Origin of the sequence: Candidatus Scalindua japonica, from assembly GCF_002443295.1 — a bacterium.
Taxonomy (GTDB): domain Bacteria; phylum Planctomycetota; class Brocadiia; order Brocadiales; family Scalinduaceae; genus Scalindua; species Scalindua japonica.
In genome coordinates this window covers 214,260-234,468 of record NZ_BAOS01000028.1, presented here as the reverse complement: position 1 = coordinate 234,468, position 20,209 = coordinate 214,260, and the positions used below count along the sequence as shown (strand labels likewise).

The 20,209-nt window shown below is 38.8% G+C and carries 21 protein-coding genes and 1 pseudogene; 15 read left to right on the top strand and 7 right to left on the bottom strand.

All coding sequences use genetic code 11. From position 1 onward, the window contains the following. Positions 1-418 precede the first annotated feature (418 nt). From SCALIN_RS15555 to SCALIN_RS15505, 11 genes and pseudogenes are all read left to right on the top strand, one after another. On the top strand, positions 419-1,126 hold the full coding sequence (locus SCALIN_RS15555; protein WP_162532355.1) for a small multi-drug export protein: 708 nt from the start codon (positions 419-421) through the stop codon (positions 1,124-1,126). Positions 1,127-1,150: 24 nt separating this feature from the next. Then, complete coding sequence (gene rbsK / locus SCALIN_RS15550; protein ID WP_096895372.1) at positions 1,151-2,071, top strand: ribokinase; 921 nt, start codon at positions 1,151-1,153, stop codon at positions 2,069-2,071. Between the two features lie 21 nt (positions 2,072-2,092). Further along, positions 2,093-3,019: a nucleoside hydrolase gene (locus SCALIN_RS15545; RefSeq protein ID WP_096895371.1), complete on the top strand. Its 927-nt coding sequence runs from the start codon at positions 2,093-2,095 to the stop codon at positions 3,017-3,019. Positions 3,020-3,279: 260 nt separating this feature from the next. Beyond that, positions 3,280-3,471 carry a type II toxin-antitoxin system HicA family toxin gene (locus SCALIN_RS15540; protein ID WP_096895370.1) on the top strand — a complete coding sequence of 64 codons (192 nt, stop codon included), beginning with the start codon at positions 3,280-3,282 and terminating at the stop codon, positions 3,469-3,471. A 16-nt stretch (positions 3,472-3,487) separates the two neighbouring features. After that, a complete protein-coding gene (locus tag SCALIN_RS15535; RefSeq protein ID WP_096895369.1) occupies positions 3,488-3,733 on the top strand; it encodes a type II toxin-antitoxin system HicB family antitoxin in 246 nt (81 codons plus the stop codon). Positions 3,734-4,273: 540 nt separating this feature from the next. After that, a complete protein-coding gene (locus SCALIN_RS15530) occupies positions 4,274-4,609 on the top strand; it encodes a hypothetical protein (RefSeq protein ID WP_096895368.1) in 336 nt (111 codons plus the stop codon). Between the two features lie 576 nt (positions 4,610-5,185). Then, entirely contained in the window at positions 5,186-5,521 is a 336-nt protein-coding gene (locus SCALIN_RS15525) for a hypothetical protein (protein WP_096895367.1), read from the top strand. 90 nt (positions 5,522-5,611) lie between these two features. Continuing rightward, complete coding sequence (locus SCALIN_RS15520; protein ID WP_203415525.1) at positions 5,612-8,752, top strand: DUF3427 domain-containing protein; 3,141 nt, start codon at positions 5,612-5,614, stop codon at positions 8,750-8,752. A 231-nt stretch (positions 8,753-8,983) separates the two neighbouring features. Beyond that, a pseudogene (locus SCALIN_RS15515) lies at positions 8,984-9,127 on the top strand (PDDEXK nuclease domain-containing protein); the annotation flags it as partial. A gap of 156 nt (positions 9,128-9,283) precedes the next feature. Then, a complete protein-coding gene (locus SCALIN_RS15510) occupies positions 9,284-9,766 on the top strand; it encodes a ribonuclease HI (RefSeq protein ID WP_096895366.1) in 483 nt (160 codons plus the stop codon). A gap of 1 nt (position 9,767) precedes the next feature. Then, positions 9,768-10,103 carry a DUF4172 domain-containing protein gene (locus SCALIN_RS15505; RefSeq protein ID WP_162532354.1) on the top strand — a complete coding sequence of 112 codons (336 nt, stop codon included), beginning with the start codon at positions 9,768-9,770 and terminating at the stop codon, positions 10,101-10,103. A 297-nt stretch (positions 10,104-10,400) separates the two neighbouring features. On the opposite strand, the gene SCALIN_RS15500 is transcribed toward SCALIN_RS15505, so the two are convergent. Together SCALIN_RS15500 and SCALIN_RS15490 are read right to left on the bottom strand one after the other, a co-directional pair. Then, the gene (locus SCALIN_RS15500; RefSeq protein ID WP_203415523.1) at positions 10,401-11,363 is read right to left on the bottom strand and encodes a sensor domain-containing diguanylate cyclase; all 963 of its coding nucleotides are present in this window, start codon (positions 11,361-11,363) and stop codon (positions 10,401-10,403) included. Between the two features lie 491 nt (positions 11,364-11,854). Then, on the bottom strand, positions 11,855-12,091 hold the full coding sequence (locus SCALIN_RS15490) for a hypothetical protein (protein WP_096895363.1): 237 nt from the start codon (positions 12,089-12,091) through the stop codon (positions 11,855-11,857). Positions 12,092-12,739: 648 nt separating this feature from the next. Between SCALIN_RS15490 and SCALIN_RS15485 the strand changes: the two genes are divergently transcribed. Both SCALIN_RS15485 and SCALIN_RS15480 read left to right on the top strand, forming a co-directional pair. Next, positions 12,740-13,546, top strand: a complete 807-nt coding sequence (locus SCALIN_RS15485) for a 2OG-Fe(II) oxygenase family protein (RefSeq protein WP_096895362.1) — start codon at positions 12,740-12,742, stop codon at positions 13,544-13,546. 449 nt (positions 13,547-13,995) lie between these two features. Beyond that, complete coding sequence (locus SCALIN_RS15480; protein ID WP_096895361.1) at positions 13,996-14,280, top strand: hypothetical protein; 285 nt, start codon at positions 13,996-13,998, stop codon at positions 14,278-14,280. A gap of 161 nt (positions 14,281-14,441) precedes the next feature. Here the strand turns inward: SCALIN_RS15480 and SCALIN_RS15475 are convergent, their stop codons facing one another. Together SCALIN_RS15475 and metK are read right to left on the bottom strand one after the other, a co-directional pair. Next, positions 14,442-14,963: a hypothetical protein gene (locus SCALIN_RS15475; protein WP_096895360.1), complete on the bottom strand. Its 522-nt coding sequence runs from the start codon at positions 14,961-14,963 to the stop codon at positions 14,442-14,444. A 464-nt stretch (positions 14,964-15,427) separates the two neighbouring features. Beyond that, positions 15,428-16,585, bottom strand: a complete 1,158-nt coding sequence (gene metK / locus SCALIN_RS15470) for a methionine adenosyltransferase (protein WP_096895359.1) — start codon at positions 16,583-16,585, stop codon at positions 15,428-15,430. Positions 16,586-16,729: 144 nt separating this feature from the next. Between metK and SCALIN_RS15465 the strand changes: the two genes are divergently transcribed. Both SCALIN_RS15465 and SCALIN_RS15460 read left to right on the top strand, forming a co-directional pair. Next, entirely contained in the window at positions 16,730-16,921 is a 192-nt protein-coding gene (locus SCALIN_RS15465) for a P-type ATPase actuator domain-containing protein (RefSeq protein WP_096895358.1), read from the top strand. Positions 16,922-17,137: 216 nt separating this feature from the next. Beyond that, on the top strand, positions 17,138-17,641 hold the full coding sequence (locus SCALIN_RS15460) for an AmiS/UreI family transporter (RefSeq protein WP_203415522.1): 504 nt from the start codon (positions 17,138-17,140) through the stop codon (positions 17,639-17,641). A 12-nt stretch (positions 17,642-17,653) separates the two neighbouring features. On the opposite strand, the gene SCALIN_RS15455 is transcribed toward SCALIN_RS15460, so the two are convergent. From SCALIN_RS15455 to SCALIN_RS15445, 3 genes are all read right to left on the bottom strand, one after another. Next, the gene (locus SCALIN_RS15455) at positions 17,654-18,553 is read right to left on the bottom strand and encodes a DUF1848 domain-containing protein (RefSeq protein ID WP_096895357.1); all 900 of its coding nucleotides are present in this window, start codon (positions 18,551-18,553) and stop codon (positions 17,654-17,656) included. Between the two features lie 86 nt (positions 18,554-18,639). Further along, positions 18,640-19,320, bottom strand: a complete 681-nt coding sequence (locus tag SCALIN_RS15450) for a histidine phosphatase family protein (RefSeq protein WP_096895356.1) — start codon at positions 19,318-19,320, stop codon at positions 18,640-18,642. A 25-nt stretch (positions 19,321-19,345) separates the two neighbouring features. Then, positions 19,346-20,104, bottom strand: a complete 759-nt coding sequence (locus SCALIN_RS15445; protein WP_096895355.1) for a DUF1264 domain-containing protein — start codon at positions 20,102-20,104, stop codon at positions 19,346-19,348. Positions 20,105-20,209 lie beyond the last annotated feature (105 nt).

Below are 20,209 nucleotides of genomic sequence, written 5' to 3'. Positions count from 1 at the left end.
CCTGATTGATAAATTTCAATAATATTAAATAAGCTTCGTCAGTAGAATCCGGATTTTTAATATGAAGGCCGAACAGCTTTTTTCAAACTTATGTACAATTGCATCTATTGAGTATCACAAAAACGATACCAATTGCAGAAACAAAACATATACTTTCCTAGCTGCCTGTGAAATTTACATTTACAAAAACCATGACTACGGCACCATGATAAACGAAAACAGGCCCTATTGTGTTAAATTGGAACAATTTATAATATATTTGAATCATTATATGCTTTTTCAGAAACTATAAAGCAAGTGACAGCGCTAAACCCTGTTTACTGACATCCTACTCTGCGGCTTTATCTTCTGAACAACTCTGTGTTCAATAATACTTGTTGTATTTATAAAAAATTATTTAATGTGGTATAATCAAATTGTGAAAAAAAATGACAAGGAGTTGGAAAGCATCAAATCATGTGAAGAAAAGCATGTTTGGAAAAAATTACTCGCTACACCGGAAGGTCACATTCTGGAGATAGGATTGATAATAGCCCTTCTGTTTATCACCGTATTAGGGCTGGGCTATCTCCGCTTTCCGGAGAGAGCACATGTCTTTATGGGAATGAGCGCGACAAATATTCTTTTCGGAAGGGCCGCAGGGATCTCTTTCGGTTACTCTTTTGAACCAGGCAACACATTGGTTATAATCACCAATGTAATAATTGAAACCATTCTGGTACTTATCTTTTATCCGCTTTTTGTATTCAGCTGGCGCAGTGTCCTGGTAATCAAACCACTCAGAAGAGTCATGAAACGCACCAGTGCTGCAGCGCAAACCCACCAGGAAACCATACATAAATATGGAATAGCCGGGCTCTTTATGTTTGTATGGCTGCCGTTCTGGATGACAGGACCGGTTGTTGGCTGTGCGGCAGGATACCTTTTGGGACTTAGTCCCTGGAAAAACCTGGCCATTGTGCTATCCGGCACTTACCTTGCGATAATCTGCTGGGCATTGCTGCTTCGAAAGGTACACGACAAAGTTGCGGAATATGGCCCCTATGCTTCCATTGCATTTGTGATAGTAATAATTCTTATCATATCCGTAATCTATCTTTTACGACACTTGCGGCACAAACATTAAAATGCAGAGAGGAGAAAAGGATTTATGGTGCGGATTGCAGTTATAGGCAGCTTAAATATGGATTTAGTAATACGGGCACCTCGAATTCCAAAACCCGGCGAAACCGTCCTCGGTGCGGATAATTTACTTATGATACCCGGTGGCAAAGGAGCAAATCAGGCTTACGCCTCGGCCAGGCTTGGAGCTGAGGTTGCCATGATAGGCCGTGTGGGCGGTGACACGTTTGGTGAGCAGATGATAAACAGTCTCAAAAAGGCGGGGGTCGATACTCAACATATTATTCACGAAACTGACGCTTCAACCGGCGTTGCGCTTATTGTAGTAGAAGAGGGAGGACAAAACAGCATCGTCGTATCATCAGGAGCAAACAGTCGTATTACTCCATCGGATATATCGCAGGCTGAGGCTGTGATACGGTCAGCGAATCTGATCTTACTTCAGTTAGAGATACCGCTGCCAGCTGTTGTCAAGGCGGCACAATGTGCCAGGCACCATGGAGTAAAGGTCATATTAAACCCGGCACCAGCACAGCATCTGCCCACAGAGCTGCTCTCACTGACAGATATTCTGATTCCCAATGAAACAGAAACTGCTATACTGTCCGGATATGATGTTGGTACAGAGGACGAGATTCGACATGCTGCTTCCGGACTGCGGCAATCCGGAATCAAGACAATCATCATGACACAAGGATGCCGGGGAGCTTTGCTGATAACAGAAAACGGAATCGAACATTTCCCTGCCATTCCGGTTAAACCGGTTGATACAACCGCAGCAGGTGACGCATTTGTTGGAAGCTTTGCAGTTGCACTTGCTGAAGGGAGGTCATTGAGGGAAGCGGTCAGGCATGGAAACGCGGCAGGTGCCCTGACCTCAACAAAACAGGGAGCACAGCCTTCAATACCGAGCCGTGACGATCTGGATAAAATGCTGAAAACCATGTAAAGAATGTAAAGAAGAATAACTATGCGCCACTTTTTAATTGATACTGATACTGCCTCGGACGATGCCGTTGCACTGGTGATGGCCCTTACCTATCCTGATGTTCAAACTGAGGCAATTACGGTTGTAAGCGGTAATGTTCACGTTGATCAGGCAGTACAGAATGCACTTTATACTGTTGAACTTTGCGGCAGGCCTATACCTGTTTACCGTGGCGCGGAAAAACCGGTTCTTCGTTCACTGGAGACGGCGGAATACGTGCACGGCAGAGACGGGATGGGTGATATAGGGCTGCCCCTTTGTGGCAGAATACCTGCCGAAGGCCATGGTGTAACGAAAATCATAGAGACAATTAATCGTTTTCCAGGCAACATCACTTTAGTAACACTCGGCCCTTTAACTAATATTGCACTGGCAATCCTGCAGGACTCATCAATAGCAGGTAAAGTTAAAGAGTGTATTATAATGGGTGGAACCGGTCAGGGCCGGGGCAACGTAACACCTGTCGCTGAATATAACATCTGGGTAGACCCTGAAGCGGCCAGGATTGTCTTTGAATCTTCCCTACCAATCACGATGGTAGGCTGGGACGCCTCGCTGGCATACGCCATGTTCAACACACATGAGATGGAGAAATTGCGCAGTGTCGAAACTCCTCTTGCAGAGTTCTGTGTGGATATCCAAAAGGCCCTTAGAAAGTTTTCTGTTAAAGAGATGAATCTGGAAGGATTCGATCTGCCGGACCCTCTTGCTATGGCAGTCGCCCTCGACCCTACAGTTGCAACCGAAACAAAGCCGCTGTTTGTCGCAATAGAAACAGAGAGTCAACTCTGCCGGGAACAAACCGTTGTCGATCATCTGGCGGTTACAAAACAGGAGCCTAATGTTAATGTAGTACTCAAGGCCTCACGTGAAAAATTCCTGCGCATCCTCTATGATGCTGTACGATAGCAGTACCAAACCCGCGCGTGCCTTGTTTTCTCCTTTACTTTTGACCTCAGTGCTAATCCGTGCTTTTCCGTAGTTAAATTTTGTCTTTATTCTTTTGCTTTTCTCTGTTAGTGTCAATTCGTGCCCGCCTGACCTGTCTTTCGGGCAAGCAATTAGTGTCTAATCTTTTATATTGCAAAACAACCCCGCTCTTTTATAATATTGATGTTTTACAGCAATTTTATTATCTTTTTTTGTAAAAACCTGACACTGTAAAATTAATGAAATTTAGCGAATTGGTAAGGCTTCTTGAGAAAGAGGGATTCAAAATTGTTAAAGAAAAAGGTTCAATCAGGTACTATGGAAAAACTGGATGGAATAAATTAGTTCGTGTAGATTATCATGGTTCAAAGGAAGTTCCAAAAGGAACATGCCATGCAATACTAAAGTCAGCAGGAATAAAAAAGAAATAAGAGGAGTAAAGACATCATGATTGAATTAGAGTATTCATTGATTATTGAAGCAACAGAAGAACCAGATTATTTCGGGTTTTATTCAACAGAGTTAGAAGGTTTCAGCGGAATAGGCCACTCTATTGAGGATTGCATTTACAAGGCAAAATGGGGGATGCAAGAGCACATAAAACTGCTGAAAGAGGAAGGCCTTCCAATCCCTCCAAAAAGCCAAAAACCCAAAATAGTTATTCAAAACGAAGACAAAATGGTTGTTGCTTAAATATACTAATTATTGATCACATTATGGCATACGGAAATACCTAATATACAGATTTAATCTGACAGACACACATTTTCTGGCATCGATCTTCAAACTGCTCGAACAGGTAGAGGCGGATAGTCAATATTTAGTCTTTGTTCTAGCCTCTTGCCAATTGTTTTCAGTCTTCCTCTGCGTTCTTTGTGTCTTCCTGTCCGACGAGTTGTTTGGCGGAACGGTGAACCTTGCCTCTTCCCTTTTATTATCACTTAATGTCAATCCGTGCCCGCCTGACCTGTCTTTCGTGCAAGCAATTCACGTCTAATCTTTTATATTGCAAAACATCCCCCCTCTTTTATAATAACAACAAAATCAATTGTGTATCTAAGGCCTAGACACTCAACAACAAGAAGTTGACAGAAATGACAAAACTTACTGTTGAGACAGACAACACATGATAAATTGAAGGAATTTGAGAATAAACACGGGAAATTTGATAGAAATTCTTTTTACGGCAAAGTAGATGATTTAATTCTTGTTGAATAGAAAGGAGAGTTAAATATGAAGAGGTGTTTACATCTTTATCCTGTCTCAATAGTTTTTATGATCATTATTCTGCAGATTATCTCAGGCTCTACGGCAACGGTGGCAGATGATATGAAAAAGGATGGGGTAAACAGAGAGGGAGTACAGAAAGAAGTACGAGAGAGAGAGAAACTCTACAGATATAAATGTTCTCTCTGTCATCCACTACCGGACACTGATGCTTATAGTTCCTATGAACACTGGATAAAGGTCATGAAAGCCATGCACGAACCCGGGAGATACAACGAGTCGGTAAATACAGAAGATGATGCTGTAATAAAGGAGTACCTGAGGTTTATGAGCCAGAAATGATAACGGTATGAGTATATTAGACTAAAGATTAGATGGAGAAGAAAGATACTATCCGCTGTCCAGCATCTAGTATTTTACTTCTCTCTTTTAGTGTCAATTCGTGCCCGCCTGACCTGTCTTTCGGGCAAGCAATTCTCGTCTAATCTTTAATATAGAAGACAAGGATATTATTGTTTTAAGAGTAGGGCATAAAAGAGCAATGTATAAAAGGAAGTAGATAGCTTTTCTGTAGCATTGATTATCCATCTTACCATTTGCTTGTTATCGGCTGTTTATTGTAGCTTCATTTCCAACTTGATTGGAAATCTGAAAGCAGCACAAGGATAAAATTGACCGGCTAATTATTCATCTTTGACAAAAAAATTTCTTCTTTTATTTTTTTTCTGTGTTTATCTGTGAAAAACTGTGGCTGAATTTATCTTTCATTCTTTTTCTGAGTTCTCTACGACTTCGCGTGAACAGCTCTTTTGCTTTTTAATTAGTACCTTGTCCTCCCCGCCCGAACGTACTGTTCGGTACGGACGGGGGTGTCTTTTATCTGGGAAAATTCGTGAAATTCGTGTCCAGTCTTTTACTATGAATACCTTGATCACTTATCAATACAGAGACGCATCCAACTACAAGGAGTATGATACCGTAATTATCAGTGGCTTGCTATCCTTAAACGATGTTGAGGAATATCTATATGAAAAAGAGCTTTTCATTCCTTCAGAAATCGGCCTGAAAGACCTGCAGCCGGATAACCTGAACCAGGATGATCATATCTGGCATGAGATACTGGAAATCAAACACTCACACGAAAAGCCTACGGTAAATATTTCTGCTGAAGAGATAGTATCTCATTTCAGAAAAGCTTCTTTAGAGGAATGGAACATACTTGAAGCTTCAAAACGAATAGGGTTATCTACATAAAGAGGAACGATTTTTATTCACTATATTACATAATATTATTAAATGCGATGATCTAACCTTAAGGGTTAGAAGTGTTTTAAAAATTGTATTATGATTCAACAAGGACTCTACGAACAGCTTATAAACAAATTGATTTCATCTAAGTTGAATGATTTAGATAGAAATAATTTCTACATAAATGAAACTGCAATTGATAAGGACGAAGCTGCTGGCATTCTTTCGCAATATTTGTGTGATGTCATCAGGTTTGCCTTAAATTTAATATCTGGTGATGAGAAAATTGAAAAACAAATAGAACTGTCTAACAAAATTATTATCTTATTACGAGATGAATTAAACAATGAAGAGTTTGATGACAATTTGATTACAACAGAGGCGAGGGTTCTTTCCGCTATTTTTTCAAAAATTGATGCCAGATTTTCTGACATAAAAAAGCACTTGAAAGAAATTACTCCTTACACGGGACTATCTCAAAGCGAATTATTCACTGGTAACAATGCTGGCATCTCGCTTGAAAGTGAAATCAAAAAGGAAATCCTTTCTTCAGATAGGATTAATTTTATAGTCTCATTTATTAAATGGGCAGGAATACGAATATTTGAAAATGAATTATTAGAATTTACTAAAAGAGGTGGGAAACTTAGAGTAATCACAACTTCTTATATGGGAGCAACAGACTTTAAGGCGGTAGAATTCCTCTCCGAATTAAGAAACACAGAAATAAAAGTTTCATATAATTCTAATAATGAAAGACTACATGCAAAAGCATATTTATTTTGTAGAAATACTGGATTTCATACAGGTTATATTGGTTCATCCAATATTTCTCGTTCAGCTTTAACTAACGGCTTAGAATGGAATCTTAAAGTGACCACGAAAGAAGTTGGACATATTATTGACAAGTTTCAGAAAACATTTGACACTTATTGGCAGGATAAAGAATTTGAGCTATTTAAAAAAACACTTCATTCAGAAAAATTAAGATCTGCTATAAAAAGCGAACGAATAACAGAAAGAAACAATCCCTCCTTCTATTTTGATATTAAACCTTACCATTTCCAGGAAGAAATTCTAGAAAAACTGGAAGCGGAAAGAATAGTTCACAATCGTTATAGAAATCTAATCGTTGCCGCCACAGGAACTGGGAAAACTGTTATATCTGCATTTGATTTTAAGAATTATAAGAAACAGAACACAAGTGCTAAGCTCTTATTTATTGCTCACCGGAAAGAAATATTACAACAAGCCCAAAAAACTTTTCAAGGTGTCTTAAGAGATAACAACTTTGGTGAATTATGGGTTGATGGAATTGAACCAGAGAAATATGATTGCATCTTCGCTTCGATTCAAACGCTGAACAACAGAATTGACACATTGAATCTTTCGAAAACATTTTATGATTTCATTATTGTAGATGAAGTCCATCACATAGCTGCATCAAGCTACAGAACGATCTTAGAGCATTTTAAACCGGAAATAATTTTAGGGTTGACAGCAACACCTGAAAGAATGGATGGCGAAGACATTCTCAAAGACTTCTGCAACTGCATTGCTGCCGAAATAAGATTGCCAGAAGCATTGAATAGAAAACTTCTATGTCCTTTTCAATATTTCGGAGTTACGGACAGTATTGATTTATCGAATGTAGAATGGCGCAATGGAAGATATTTGCCAAGCGAATTAACACATATCTACATGCATAATGACAAGAGAATTGGCGAGATAATTTCTAATTTGCGTAAATATTTAAGTGACATAAATGACGTGAAAGCACTTTGTTTCTGCGTAACACAAGAACATGCTAAATACATGGCTGAAAAGTTTTCACTTGTGGGCTTTAAGTCCGATTATTTAGTCAGTTCAAGACAGCATTTAAGAGATGAGATAAGAACAAAATTCTCAAAGAATGAAATTAATTACCTTTTTGTTGTCGATATTTTTAATGAAGGTGTTGACTTACCAAACATTGACACAATTTTGTTTCTACGACCAACAGAAAGCTTAACAATTTTTCTTCAGCAACTTGGAAGGGGTTTACGATTTGCAGAGGGGAAAGATTGTTTAACAATATTAGATTTCGTTGGTAATTCACGACCAGAATATGATTTTGAGGGAAAATTTAGAGCGTTGGTTGGAAAAACATGTACTTCTATTCAAAAAGAGATTGAGGATGATTTCCCTCACTTGCCTTTAGGGTGTACAATTATTTTGGAAAAAAAAGCAAAAGATTCTATTCTTGAAAATATTAAAAAAGCAACATCCTTTAGCAAAAACCAATTACTGACAAAACTCCGAAACTTCAAACACCAAACAACTCTATCTCTTAATCTAAAGAACTTTTCAACGTTCTACCACATTCCGCTTCAAAGCATTTACAAGAGAAAAAACTGGAAAAGATTATGTGTTTTAGCAGAGCAAATTGAAGATTACTCTACTGAAAATGAAAATGAAATTTGTAGAGTAGTCAAAAACATATGGCTTTCTTGTAATTCATATTCCTATTTTAAGTTTATTTTATCATTAGCAAAAAAAGGTTTTTGTATAAATTTCAACCAATTCAATGAAAATCAAAAAATCATGTGTCTAATGCTTCATTATGATGTTTGGCAAGCAGCTGGTAATTTTAATTCACTAGAAGAAAGTATCAAAACAATCGGATATAATAAAATTCTAGTTGAGGAAATAATTGACGTTCTTGAAATACTAATTGACAAAATCGACTTCATTGAAAGAGACATTGATCTTCCATTTGCACAACCTCTGAAAATTCACAGTAGGTATACAAGGAGCCAAATATTAGCAGCATTCGGATTTCACACTTTCACAAAGGAAAGTAAAAAAAGAGAAGGGGTTGCCTTTAACAAGGACAAAAACACAGAATTGCTTTTTATTACTCTTGATAAATCCGAAAAGGATTTCTCGCCAACTACTTTATATAACGATTTTGCTATTAGTGAAACCCTTTTTCACTGGCAATCACAAAACGAATCTAAACCTGATAGTGGCAAAGGATTATCTTATATACAGCATAAGGAAAAAAAGATGAAAATTCTTCTTTTTGTACGAGAAAAAAGCAAGGATGAGTTTGGCAACACAATGTCATTTGTTTTTCTTGGCGAAGGCAATATAATTGATTATTATGATTCAAAACCAATGAACATCAAATGGAAACTTAATGAGCCAATGCCTCCTTATCTCTGGAAAGATTCGGCTAAAATGGCTGTGGGATAATCTTAATATCTAGATTCCCGTTCAAAAGATAGCCTGTCCGAAGATACAGGCGGGCAGAAATAACAGAGGGTCAAACCTTGATCAGTGATTAGCAGGCAGTAATACGCTTCTCTTTAAATGCTTACATCAATGAAAAAAATTCATTCCATTTGAGAATCCTGATAACAGAACTCTTTCTTAATTTGCCGGAAAATGGAGAATTAAAGGAGTCAACACTTGAAAAAAACATCTGTCAAATATTCCGTCTTGAAGGACAATGAACAGCTTTTTGCTTCAAAATATAGGCTGGTTCTTCCCACAGAAGAAGAATTGAAAACAGAACTAGAACGAGAAATTCTGCTAATTGAAGAACAGCAAGCTGGCAATGAAAAATAACAAACGATATATACAAAGAAGAGAAATTACTAAAACAAGGTGTTGATATTTTAATGAAACAAATAGGGCCAATAGAGACGAGATTAATGGGAATCCAGGAACTGGAAAAAAGAAGGGGCAGACATTTATTATTGTATACAATGAAGTACTATTGTTATGGATGAACTGATGCTACTTACTGATGGAAGTGTAAATATTCAGTCAAAAACTGGATATGGGGCTTACCTCGCTGTGTCAGAATGTGGACTTTCGTTGGATTTGTTGAGAGCGTACGTGAAGGTGAAGCGATTTGAGCATACGTCTTCAACGAAACTGGAATTGCAGACTCTGTTATGGGCACTAAAGGATATACAAACATTGGAGGCCAAAGTGACAGTTTATACCGATTCTCAAAATATCATGGGTCTGCCGGGAAGACGTGAGCGGTTTGAGCAAAACGGTTATCTTTCAAAAAAAGGCAGGCTCCTCAATAATCATGAACTATATCAAGAATTTTATAGAGTGACCGATCAGTTGAATTGCAGATTTGTTAAAGTGCGTGGACATCAGAGATCGAAACAGAAAGATGATATAGACAGGCTTTTTACCCTTGTGGACAGAGCATCAAGGAATGCGTTGAGAGGAGATAGACAAGTTTGAAGTGCCTGATTTTAAAAGGTTTGAGGATCTACTTTTCTCTTTTGCAGAGAGAGTGGGGCATGTAAGTGGTATTCTCAAAGTGATGCCGGAAATAACCCAGACTGATACTATGATCGATATGATGGTTTCTGAAGCTATTAAAAGTTCAGAAATTGAAGGAGAATATCTAAGTCGCCGGGATGTCATCTCTTCAATCAGAAAAAATCTTGGACCCAATCGGAATATTGTGCGTGTTAAAGATAAAAAAGCGGAAGGTGCTGCGGAGCTGATGATTGATGTTCGAGATTCATACGCTGAAAAACCTACTCAAAAAAACTATATTCATGGCACAAGATGATTATGAAAGGGAGTAAAGGCAAATAAAACATTACTAAGCCTGCCTTACAGATTTGCAATTTAGCTGCAAATTTGTAAGAATTGTAATGTGTTCTCCATATGAGCTGGTGACCATAAAGATAGTAATATTATAGACTATAATGTCAAATCTTCCTTTCCCACCCGAAAGACTAATGGTCAAACCCTGACCAGTGATTAGCGGATATTAATGATTGTCTCTTATTACCTCAAGTCCTACATTTCAAACGTAATCAATTGGATGAACCAGGGGCAAAGGGAAAACCTTTTATCTTTTGTTTTACGAAATATCAGCAAAAATACGGTTCCGACCATTCTCTTTTGCTCGATACAGAGATTTGTCTGCAGCTTTAATCAAGTCCGTTTCATCTTTATTCATACAGGGGTACGTCATCGTAACCCCGAGACTGACGGTAACCCCCGGAAAGGAGTTAGAATATTCGTGTGGGATTGCTAAATCACGGATTGAATGAAGTATGGCATTAGCTATTTGTGTTGACTCCCTGATGTCAATATTACCCAGTATTAACGCAAATTCTTCACCACCATACCTTGCAGAAAGGTCGCTGGGCCTTTTCGCATATGAATTGAGAACAGTACCAATCTTTTTCAGACATTCATCACCTGCTACATGGCCGTAATGATCGTTGAAGAGTTTGAAATGGTCAACATCTAATAGTATCAGTGACAAAGGCTGTCTCAACCTCTCACATCTACGCCACTCCTTATTTAAGAATTCATTAAAAAATCTTCGATTCGCTAAACCTGTAAGGCCGTCCAGTCGGGAACACCTTTGAATCTCTTCTTCGGCAAGTTTTCTCTCGGTAATGTTCTGGTGTGATATGACTAAGTGATCAGGATATTGCCAGTTTAAGGGTGTGACCCGCATAATAAACCATCGTTTTTCGTCCTTACTGTGGCAGGGGTACTCCATGTAGAATGAATCAAGTTTATTCCGGGCAACTCCTCTGATTCCATCTGCCGCAGTCTTTCCGTACTCTTCATCATTCTCTGCTGCTTTATCACAAACTTCCAGGTAATTGACCTGCTGCCATTCACTTGTTATGTCAAGCTGATTAGCAATGCCGAAATCTATCCATGCCGTGTTAACGTATTGTATCATGCCTTTCTGGTTGATAACTACTATGTGTTCCCTAACGGAATTAACTATCGATTTGAAAAATTCTGTGGAATGACTCATCGTGTTTTTGTTTTGTTCTCTTTTTGTTTTCATAGTTATCATTGGCAAACCTCGATCAGTGATAAGGAAAGAGGGTCAGGTCTTTAATATTGATAAATCCAGACAAGTAGGGTGCATTCCATGCACCGCTAACAACGTTGGATACGGCAATGGTGTTATATATAAACAAATACTTGATTATGCTGTCATATTTCTGGTGCGTAAAACGCACCCTACAATTTTTGTTTCCGGATGTAGAATGTTTTTGGTGGGCAGTGCCCACCCTACAGCGACTATGATTATCTTTTGTTTTATTTTTAGCAATTTTAATTTTCGTATTTTTTCTATCCGTTCTTCTTGCCCGGCCAGCCCGACAACCAACCCGATAACCAGCCCGACAATCAGACTGTGTCACAATTTCATTCTGAGGCTTTAGCCGAAGAATTTCTATTATCAAAATCGTTGTAAACATTAGATCCTGAAACAAGTTAGTTCAGGATGACAAATCGGACGCTTTTACTATTATAACACAGTCCGGTAGTCGGGCAGGTCTTTCAGCGTTCATCCGTTGACAAATGATTATTCAGCTTTCTTTTCCTGTGGCGATAACCATAATTTACGGCAATATAGATAAGATACGGACTCATAAATATAATGAGGTTCCCCAATGTTGTATCCCATGAGCTACGGAATAAAATCAGTGCAGCAGTACCAAGAAAAACAGATATTGTATAAATGATAAGACTCGAAGTTATCAGCCTGAATTTATTTCTACTTTTCGTATAAGCCATTATACCCTCAGTGCTTCCCGTTTTCTTTAATCTCTTCTGAATTTCTCTATGATCCTGTTAATTTAATTATCGGTAAAGAGAGAGATTTTTTTAGACACGAATTAACACAAAAAACAATAATGGCCACAAAAAAGACAAATAAAGTTCACGCTAAGGCACTATGAGCGCAAAGAAAAGAAAAAGCAATATTATAGGAAAAAACGCGGAAGACAAAAAAATTGAGCCACTAAGGCAGGAAGACACGAATTTCCTGCCCGAAAGACAGGTCAGGCGGGCACGAATTGACACGAAGAAAAGCTGCAATAACTGTTAAATCGTGATCTCAAAGCTCAATATTAATTCCTTGGCCACCATAACTTTATTTCACTTTAACCATTTCTGTTCAAGCACAAATGGAAATTAAATTAAAGATTGACTACTGACAAACGATTCAATTCCTGCTTTAATAGAGCAAAGATATACACTGCTAAAAACCAGATGGATTGAATAACAAAATGACAACGCAACAAATGATAAATCTCAGGAAAGCAAGAGTTATAGGAAGGGTTTAAAACCCAATGTTTTATCATGTATTTTTTCCCTTAGTTCCTGCATTCCTTAGCGAATTAAGTTTTTTGCATCCTTCGTGTGAAGGATTAAGGAATTAAAATGACGAAAGAGTTTGATGCATATTGTGAGATGCAACAAGAGTACCGCAGCTTTGTAAAGCTCAACTATACCCCCCTGTATACCCATCTCTATACTTTAAACACAGATATCTTCGTTCCATCATTTTTACAGGCGATAGAGCTTAATACACGGGAGGCACTCCAGCAGATATTACATGAAGAGTATCCGGGTATCTATTCATTCGATGTCCTGAAAGCGGAATTCTGCAGTCAATTAATAGAGGAAATTATGTGGTTTGAAGCCTGGTGCAAAAAACAGCAGGTTACCATTAACAGACCAAACAGTATGAATAACTACGGAGCCGTTCTTGATGATTTTGGTTTTGACTCTTTTCTTAACCGACTTATGACTGAATACATCTCTCCGTTATCAACACTGTTGTTCAATGATACCGGAGGAGGCTCACTCGACGAGCATCACGGATTTGTTGTGGAATATAAAATGGGGAAAGATGAGTCTCTCGGCTTTCATTCCGACGATAGTGATGTCACCTTCAATGTGTGTCTGGGCAGAGAATTTACCAATGGCACAATCTATTTTAACGGATTGCTGTGCCGTATGTGTCAGCAAATATTATATTCGTCATCCGCATTAACACAGGAACAAGTCGAAATTGAGCATAAAATCGGCCGAGCCCTTTTACATAGAGGTCTACACCGGCATGGAGCGAACGATATTACCAGTGGTGAGCGTTATAACCTGATTTTGTGGTGCAGAAGCAATCAATACCGGACACAGAACAACTCTGGTGAATGCCCGGACTGGTGTGACAATAAGCGACTATAGTATAAATAAATACCGAAGTTATTAAGAAAAGGGAATTTCTTTTTAATTCCAAAGTTCAAAGGCAAATAGACAAAAAGGGAGATCCGCGCACCCATGGGACAGGAAGGCGAAAGAACTGTTCACTGCCAAGCTTTGCGAGAATGTTATTTTTTCATTGACTACAGTATTGATCCGTTTTTTCGTGGTTAATTTTCCCTTTTCTCTTTTAGTGTTAATTCGTGCCCGCCTGACCTGCCTTTCGGGCAGGAAATTTGTGTTCCTGCCTTAGTGACTACATTTTTTCTTCTCAGACCTCCTGGCTTCCCTACGGTGGACCTGTTTTTTCTCTACGACAGCTCACATCAAATTTACAACTAGAAATATTGAGGTAAAAATGGTATGTTCCTCTTCAGTCTGTTTTGCATGATTGTGTCTTAATTAATCTGTCAGAAAGTCCGGAGTTTACCCATATGTTAAAAAGAGATAAAAAAGCTGAATTTCTTGAGGTCGGTATTGTTTCCCTGAAATACCAATTCACTTCCGAAAAAAAATACAGTAAGCCCCCTCTGTCAAAGGCAAAATATAATAAGTTACTGGAACTGCAGAGCAGTGACCCGATACAAGTTATGGAAGCAGCAGATGTTAATCAAAGATGGTGGATGTTTCAGGATGAGTTCTTCGTGGAGGACGAAGAATTAAACGCGGGTGACGTAAAGGCATTTGCCCTTAAAGGGACCAGGAAGAAAAAGAGTTAAAAAGTGAGTGAAATATGCAGTGCATCATCCCTGCCCGACTAATGACAGGCCGGCTTCATGAGTATTTATAGCAGTGACACCCGATAAACAGAGATGCAGTTACCGCACTCCAAAAAGCAAGAAACAATTCATTCCTTATATGAACTCATGAATATCTGTACTTATAATATTGGATTAAACAGCTTTCGGAAAGAAGATTTGTAGAATAGTGAACTATGATTGATCCGTCTTTTCGGTTTGTCTTTTTTTATCGCGTCTCTCATTCCGATTGCGTAAGCTAATACATCTTTCTGCCAGTCAATTTTTATATTATAGTTTTTAACACTTTTCTGCATAACGTTCAGGTATTTCCACAGCACGGTCTTCTCTCTTTTCTCTTTTGTCAGATTGTTAATTGAACAACAGAGACTTTGTTTGTAGAGATTACAATTAAAGCAATTTGATTTAAACTCTATACAATATCCACATTTACCAATGACGTTTAAAAAAGAAAAACCTCTCTTTGTATGGAATCTAATGCGCAACCTTGCCAGGATTACAAGCAGCTTCCATTTCCGGTAAGACATTTCCCAATTTTTTCTTGATATGCCTGTTGATGCCTTTCCTGAAGCTGCTGAATGGTTTTCTTCCGCGAACAAACCATCCTGCTGGTAATTTCGATGCTGTAATATTTTTTCTGACATAGTTATACTATACAAAATGTAAAGACGATTCAAATTTCCATAAAATAGAGGTTCCAAACAGAAAAAGTATCTAACCTTGGTTGGGCTATTATAGCAATTGGTGTACCATAGCCTTGAAATGTCAATCCGGGAGTGGTAAGCCTGTACGATGCCACCATGTATCTCTTTTTAACATAGCTACTTATGCGAGATATAGGCAAAAATCATAATTATCTACCAGTTTATCCAGGCAGCAAAAAAATTGTAGCATTATGAAACAAGTGAGAAAAATAATATAACATGAGAAAAAATTCTTGATGTTTCATAGAGAGGGCGGAGGATTATAATTACAATAATTTTCAAGTAAAATTAATTGAAGAGACAAGGAAGAAAAAAGTTAAAAGCAGCTGACGTGGATAGAGATGATTTAAAGGCCTAAATTGTTCAAACTGTGCCCTCTTATTTAAGGCACTATTAACTTCTTTCTACAATCCGGATTCCTTCCTGAGAGTATCTGCAATATCCGTCTTTTCCCATGTAAAATCCGGATCGTTTCTTCCGAAGTGACCGTAAGCTGCAGTTTTTTTATAGATAGGCTTCAACAGGTCAAGCCTTTTGATGATTTCCCCGGGATTAAGGTTAAAGTGTTTTTTGACAAGCTCTACAATCTTCACTTCCGGTATCTTGTTTGTACCTGATGTATCAACATTTATAGATGTAGGTTCAGGAATTCCAATTGCATAGCTTACCTGCACTTCACACTTATCAGCCAGTCCGGCAGCAACAATGTTCTTTGCAATCCACCTTGCAGCATATGTCCCTGATCTGTCAACCTTGCTCGGATCTTTGCCGGAGAGAGCTCCACCGCCATGCCTTCCCAGACCGCCGTAAGTGTCTACGATTATCTTTCTGCCAGTCAAACCGGTATCGCCTTCAGGTCCGCCAATTACAAACTTTCCTGTAGCATTGATGTAGATCTTTGTCTTATCATCCAGAAAGTTACCGCAAACGGGCCTGATTACATGCTCGGCAATGCCATTCCTTAACTCTTCTTCCGAAGTCCCGTCAATATGCTGCTGGGCTATAACAACAGCGCTTAGTCTGACAGGCTTTCCATCATGGTATTCCACGGAGACCTGGGTCTTTCCATCAGGACCAAGGTCTTTTAGAATCCCCCCTTTCCTGGCATAAGCAAGTCGCATTGCCAGCTTATGTGCCATCATTATGGGCAATGGCATCAGTTCATCAGTTTCATTAGTGGCAAATCCGTACATCAGACCCTGGTCACCGGCGCCTTGTTCCCTTCCGATACCTTCATTTACTCCTTGTGCAATATCCGGACTCTGGCCATGAACACTCACCATTACACCGGCATCATCACAATCAATTCCGAATTCAGGGTTAGTATAACCAATTTCCCTGAGAGTACTTCTCACAATATCCTGGATTTCAACATAACCCGTTGTCGAAATCTCTCCTGCAACTATTACGAGCCCTGTTGTTGTCAGACATTCTGCGGCACACCTCGCATTCTTATCCTGCTTCAATAACGCGTCCAGTATTGCATCGCTTATCTGGTCACAAATTTTATCAGGGTGGCCTTCTGTCACGCTTTCTGAAGTAAAAAACTCGATCTTTGCCATTTTATAAGTCTCAAATTGATTGAAATTACTTTTTACCTATAAAGAAATAGTATCAACATTGAATATTCCTAAATCTTAAGTTACAAAGACAATATATTTCTGTCAATATGTATATTATAACATTACTAATTCTCATATCAGAACATGGAAATAGGTAGAATCGCTGATATGGTACAGGAGGCGGAAGAGAAGCTGTCGCCTTTACAGATAAAACTCAAGAAGTTTGGCAAATGGCTCGGCTTTGTAACGATCGGTATCTGCATTGTTGTCTTTGGTATTGGAGTTTTGAGGGAATACCTGAAAGCAAAGAGTGTAAGAGACGGGAAGAAGGAATAGCATCGCCACTCACCCGTATTATCCTGTGCCGCTCCGTTGTTACTTGCCTTTTGTATATTTTTTATCTATAATTCCATTCCGTTTTTTTCAATTGATCTATCTTTTGATATCCAATTGTATATGTAATCATCTCCTTTTCATTATTTTTACCATACAGAAACAAATGTGTGTGTTTTTATTTTCGAAATGTTTTAATAAATTGGTTGAGGTGTTTTTATGGGAATGTTAGGCGCTGCACTGGTATATGTCGGTTTTGTATTGTTTATGAATGGTCTGAAAACACTTGGAAAACTTAAGGCTATCCATGTTATCCCCATGAATCTATTTACCGGCACACTCATTGTTACCAGTGCGATAAGGACCGTACTGCTCCATGGAGAAGGGATTACACCATATTTTCATGCAATGCAGTCTCTTCTGTTCGGATTCACCTACTTATGGGTAGGTATCAACTCAATATGGAGTCTGGAGGATGATGGATTAGGATGGTATTGCCTGCTGGTTACTGTGGTAGCGGTGCCAACCGCATTCACCACTTTACCGGATAAGGGCATGCTCGTACTCTGGTTGATGTGGGCAAGCCTGTGGTTCATGTTCTTTCTCCTGCTAAGCCTGCGTATAAAAATAACAAAGGCTACTGGTTACTGGACCATTGTTAATGCCATTGTAACTGGAGCGGCTGGGTATACTATCCTGATTAAAGCATGGCCATGGCTGTAACAGACGGTTATGTTAATCACCGTAATCTACCATAGATGCGGAATCCGGAGTATGGCTTTTGTGCAGAGCCTTCGCTTTCTCAAAACTACTGGTAGCATAACAGTATTGGCAGCCGGACAAACAGGTATTGTACACACCAATGTCTCTACTTACTACGCACCCACATGACTTTCTTTGAGACGGATCTTTCTTGTGAGTGACATTTATCCCGAACACTTTTTCTATGTAATTGTTATCTATACACTTACCGGGCTGTATATTATATCTTTTTAAATCCGGATCTTCAGCACAACTGACAACCTCCATCTTATTCTGTTCTGCAATGCCAGCTAATGTATACATAAACTTATCAAATCGCTTATCACTTGTTTTATTGCAATCAACTATTTTCACGCCATTATCTTTCAACAACTTTAACCGTTTTGTCAGTTTAGGGTAAAAATCCAGCAGGCTGATTACAGACCGTTTAGTATAATTTCTCAGGGTTTCTGCAATCCGTTTATATGTTTCAATATGAAAATCGATATCTGTACTATTGCTTATTATAACAGGGTCATAACGCCAGATAACCTTTTCAGACCCGATAAGGCCAGACAGCTTTTTAAATACTTTCAGTGAAGACGATAGAGATGGTGTCGTGGTGTCAATGAGTCGCGGATTATTCATAACCGTGTATTGAAAATAGTACCGGTAGCCAAGTTGATTCAGTTCTTCTAGATATCGGATCAAGGGTTGCGGATTTCTTGTCCAGAAGACAATGATTGTAACATCTTCGGGGCGGAGAGAGACACGGGAGCACTGTTTTCTGTTAAAAGGATTTGGAACGGTACAAAAGCCGGAACGTATTCGATTAATAAACCACTGAGCATAATAGGCAGGAATGTCTGTTCTTCTACTTGCACTTACAATCAAAAGTGTTCCTCCGCTCAATGTTAATTGATCATCCGCAAACCTCTAAATCCTTAAAGCCCTTTATCGCTCAATTATTAACCTTCCATCTATTTATAGTTTAACACCAGCAATCTGCCGGGAATTCTTCTCCCCTTAAGTTCAACTATCGAGAGGGAAGTATTCATAATATTTATTTTATTGGCATACTCTTCCAGAGTAAGATCAAGTGCGGCCATAATCAGACATTTTGTAACATAAGCGTGTGAAACTACCAGGATGTTACCCTTACTGTTTTCACTGAGAATTCTTATTAACTCTTTCTTTTTTCCGTTGTAAAAATCGAAAAAAATATCACCTCCGGGAGCCTTAAACTTATAAAGGCTTTTCGCCCTCAACTCAGTCAGTTCAGGGAATAGACGGTCCGCTTCTGTCACGGACAAACCACATAATTCCCCGAAATTAAAATCCCTCAGGCCTCTTGAGATCAGTATTTCATGCAATGGCTGATTCCGTTCTTCATTAATTAATTGAGCCGTATGTATTACTCTATGCCAGTCACTCGAATAAATTTTTTTTATCGAAATGTTATTAAGCTTTTTTCCTAAATTTCTAGCTGAAGTCACGCCTTCAGGGCTTAATTGATCGCCCTCCGGTGTCCATGGCTGAAATATTCTATCGGCATTCAAATGTGTCCTGCCATGGCGGGTAAAAATAATTCGAAGAGTATCCTCATCTTCTTTGAGAAGAACTTTCTCTGCATCTTCAAAGGTCGCGTAAACTGTCTCCATAAACTATCCTGAAATTGAGTGGTTCTTATTTTAACTTTTGCGGTTTATCCAGCCCCTTATTAGTCCATTGCCTACCGAGTTCTCCAACTGATTTTGGAAGGTCAACATTTGGCACTTCATAGCGATACATCCTCCTACGCTCACGGAGCTTTTCTGTTGAAACGCCAAACTGCTTATCACGTTTATCAATCAGCTCTTTACTGATCTGGCCATCAGCACCTGCAGACCACATTAATAAAGGCGCACCCATCGGTATGTCTGTATCCGGATCGGGCCATGTATGAAATGTTTTCCCCCATGTATTTAAAAATCCCTCAAGCGCTATATCTCCCATATCATACAGATCAGGTACAATAAGTTGCCCTGATACTATTTCATATGCATGAGGATGCCAATACATTTTTTCATTATGCGGCAGATTCTGATACGTATCATTACTGATAATATATTCTATGCCAAGGAGTTTAGCTGGCGCTTCTTTGGAATCATATATTACACATTGATGGAGGTCTCCTTTTTCCAGTTTGAGGCTGCGCATTGAACAATAGTGGTGCGCCTCTACCTCAAACTCCGGATTGTTCTTGGCAATATGAAACGCACACAAGTACAAGTGAATATCTTTAACGGGGTCCGCATACTTCAGCTTTGTAACGTTATCAACACCATGCCCTTCCTTCTTTCCCGCATAAATTTCTTTATGTGCAGAAATCGTTATTCCAAGAAAGACCGCAATTCCGATTACTGCCAGTTTGCTTATTATCTTTTTATGGTAATAATTAGACATTTTTGCCTCCTTTCGTATTAATAGTTAAATTCTAACCACTGAGGAAAGCGGGAAATTCAGGAAAACTAAACCACTATACACTGAAAGCCCCTTTCGTTTTATGAA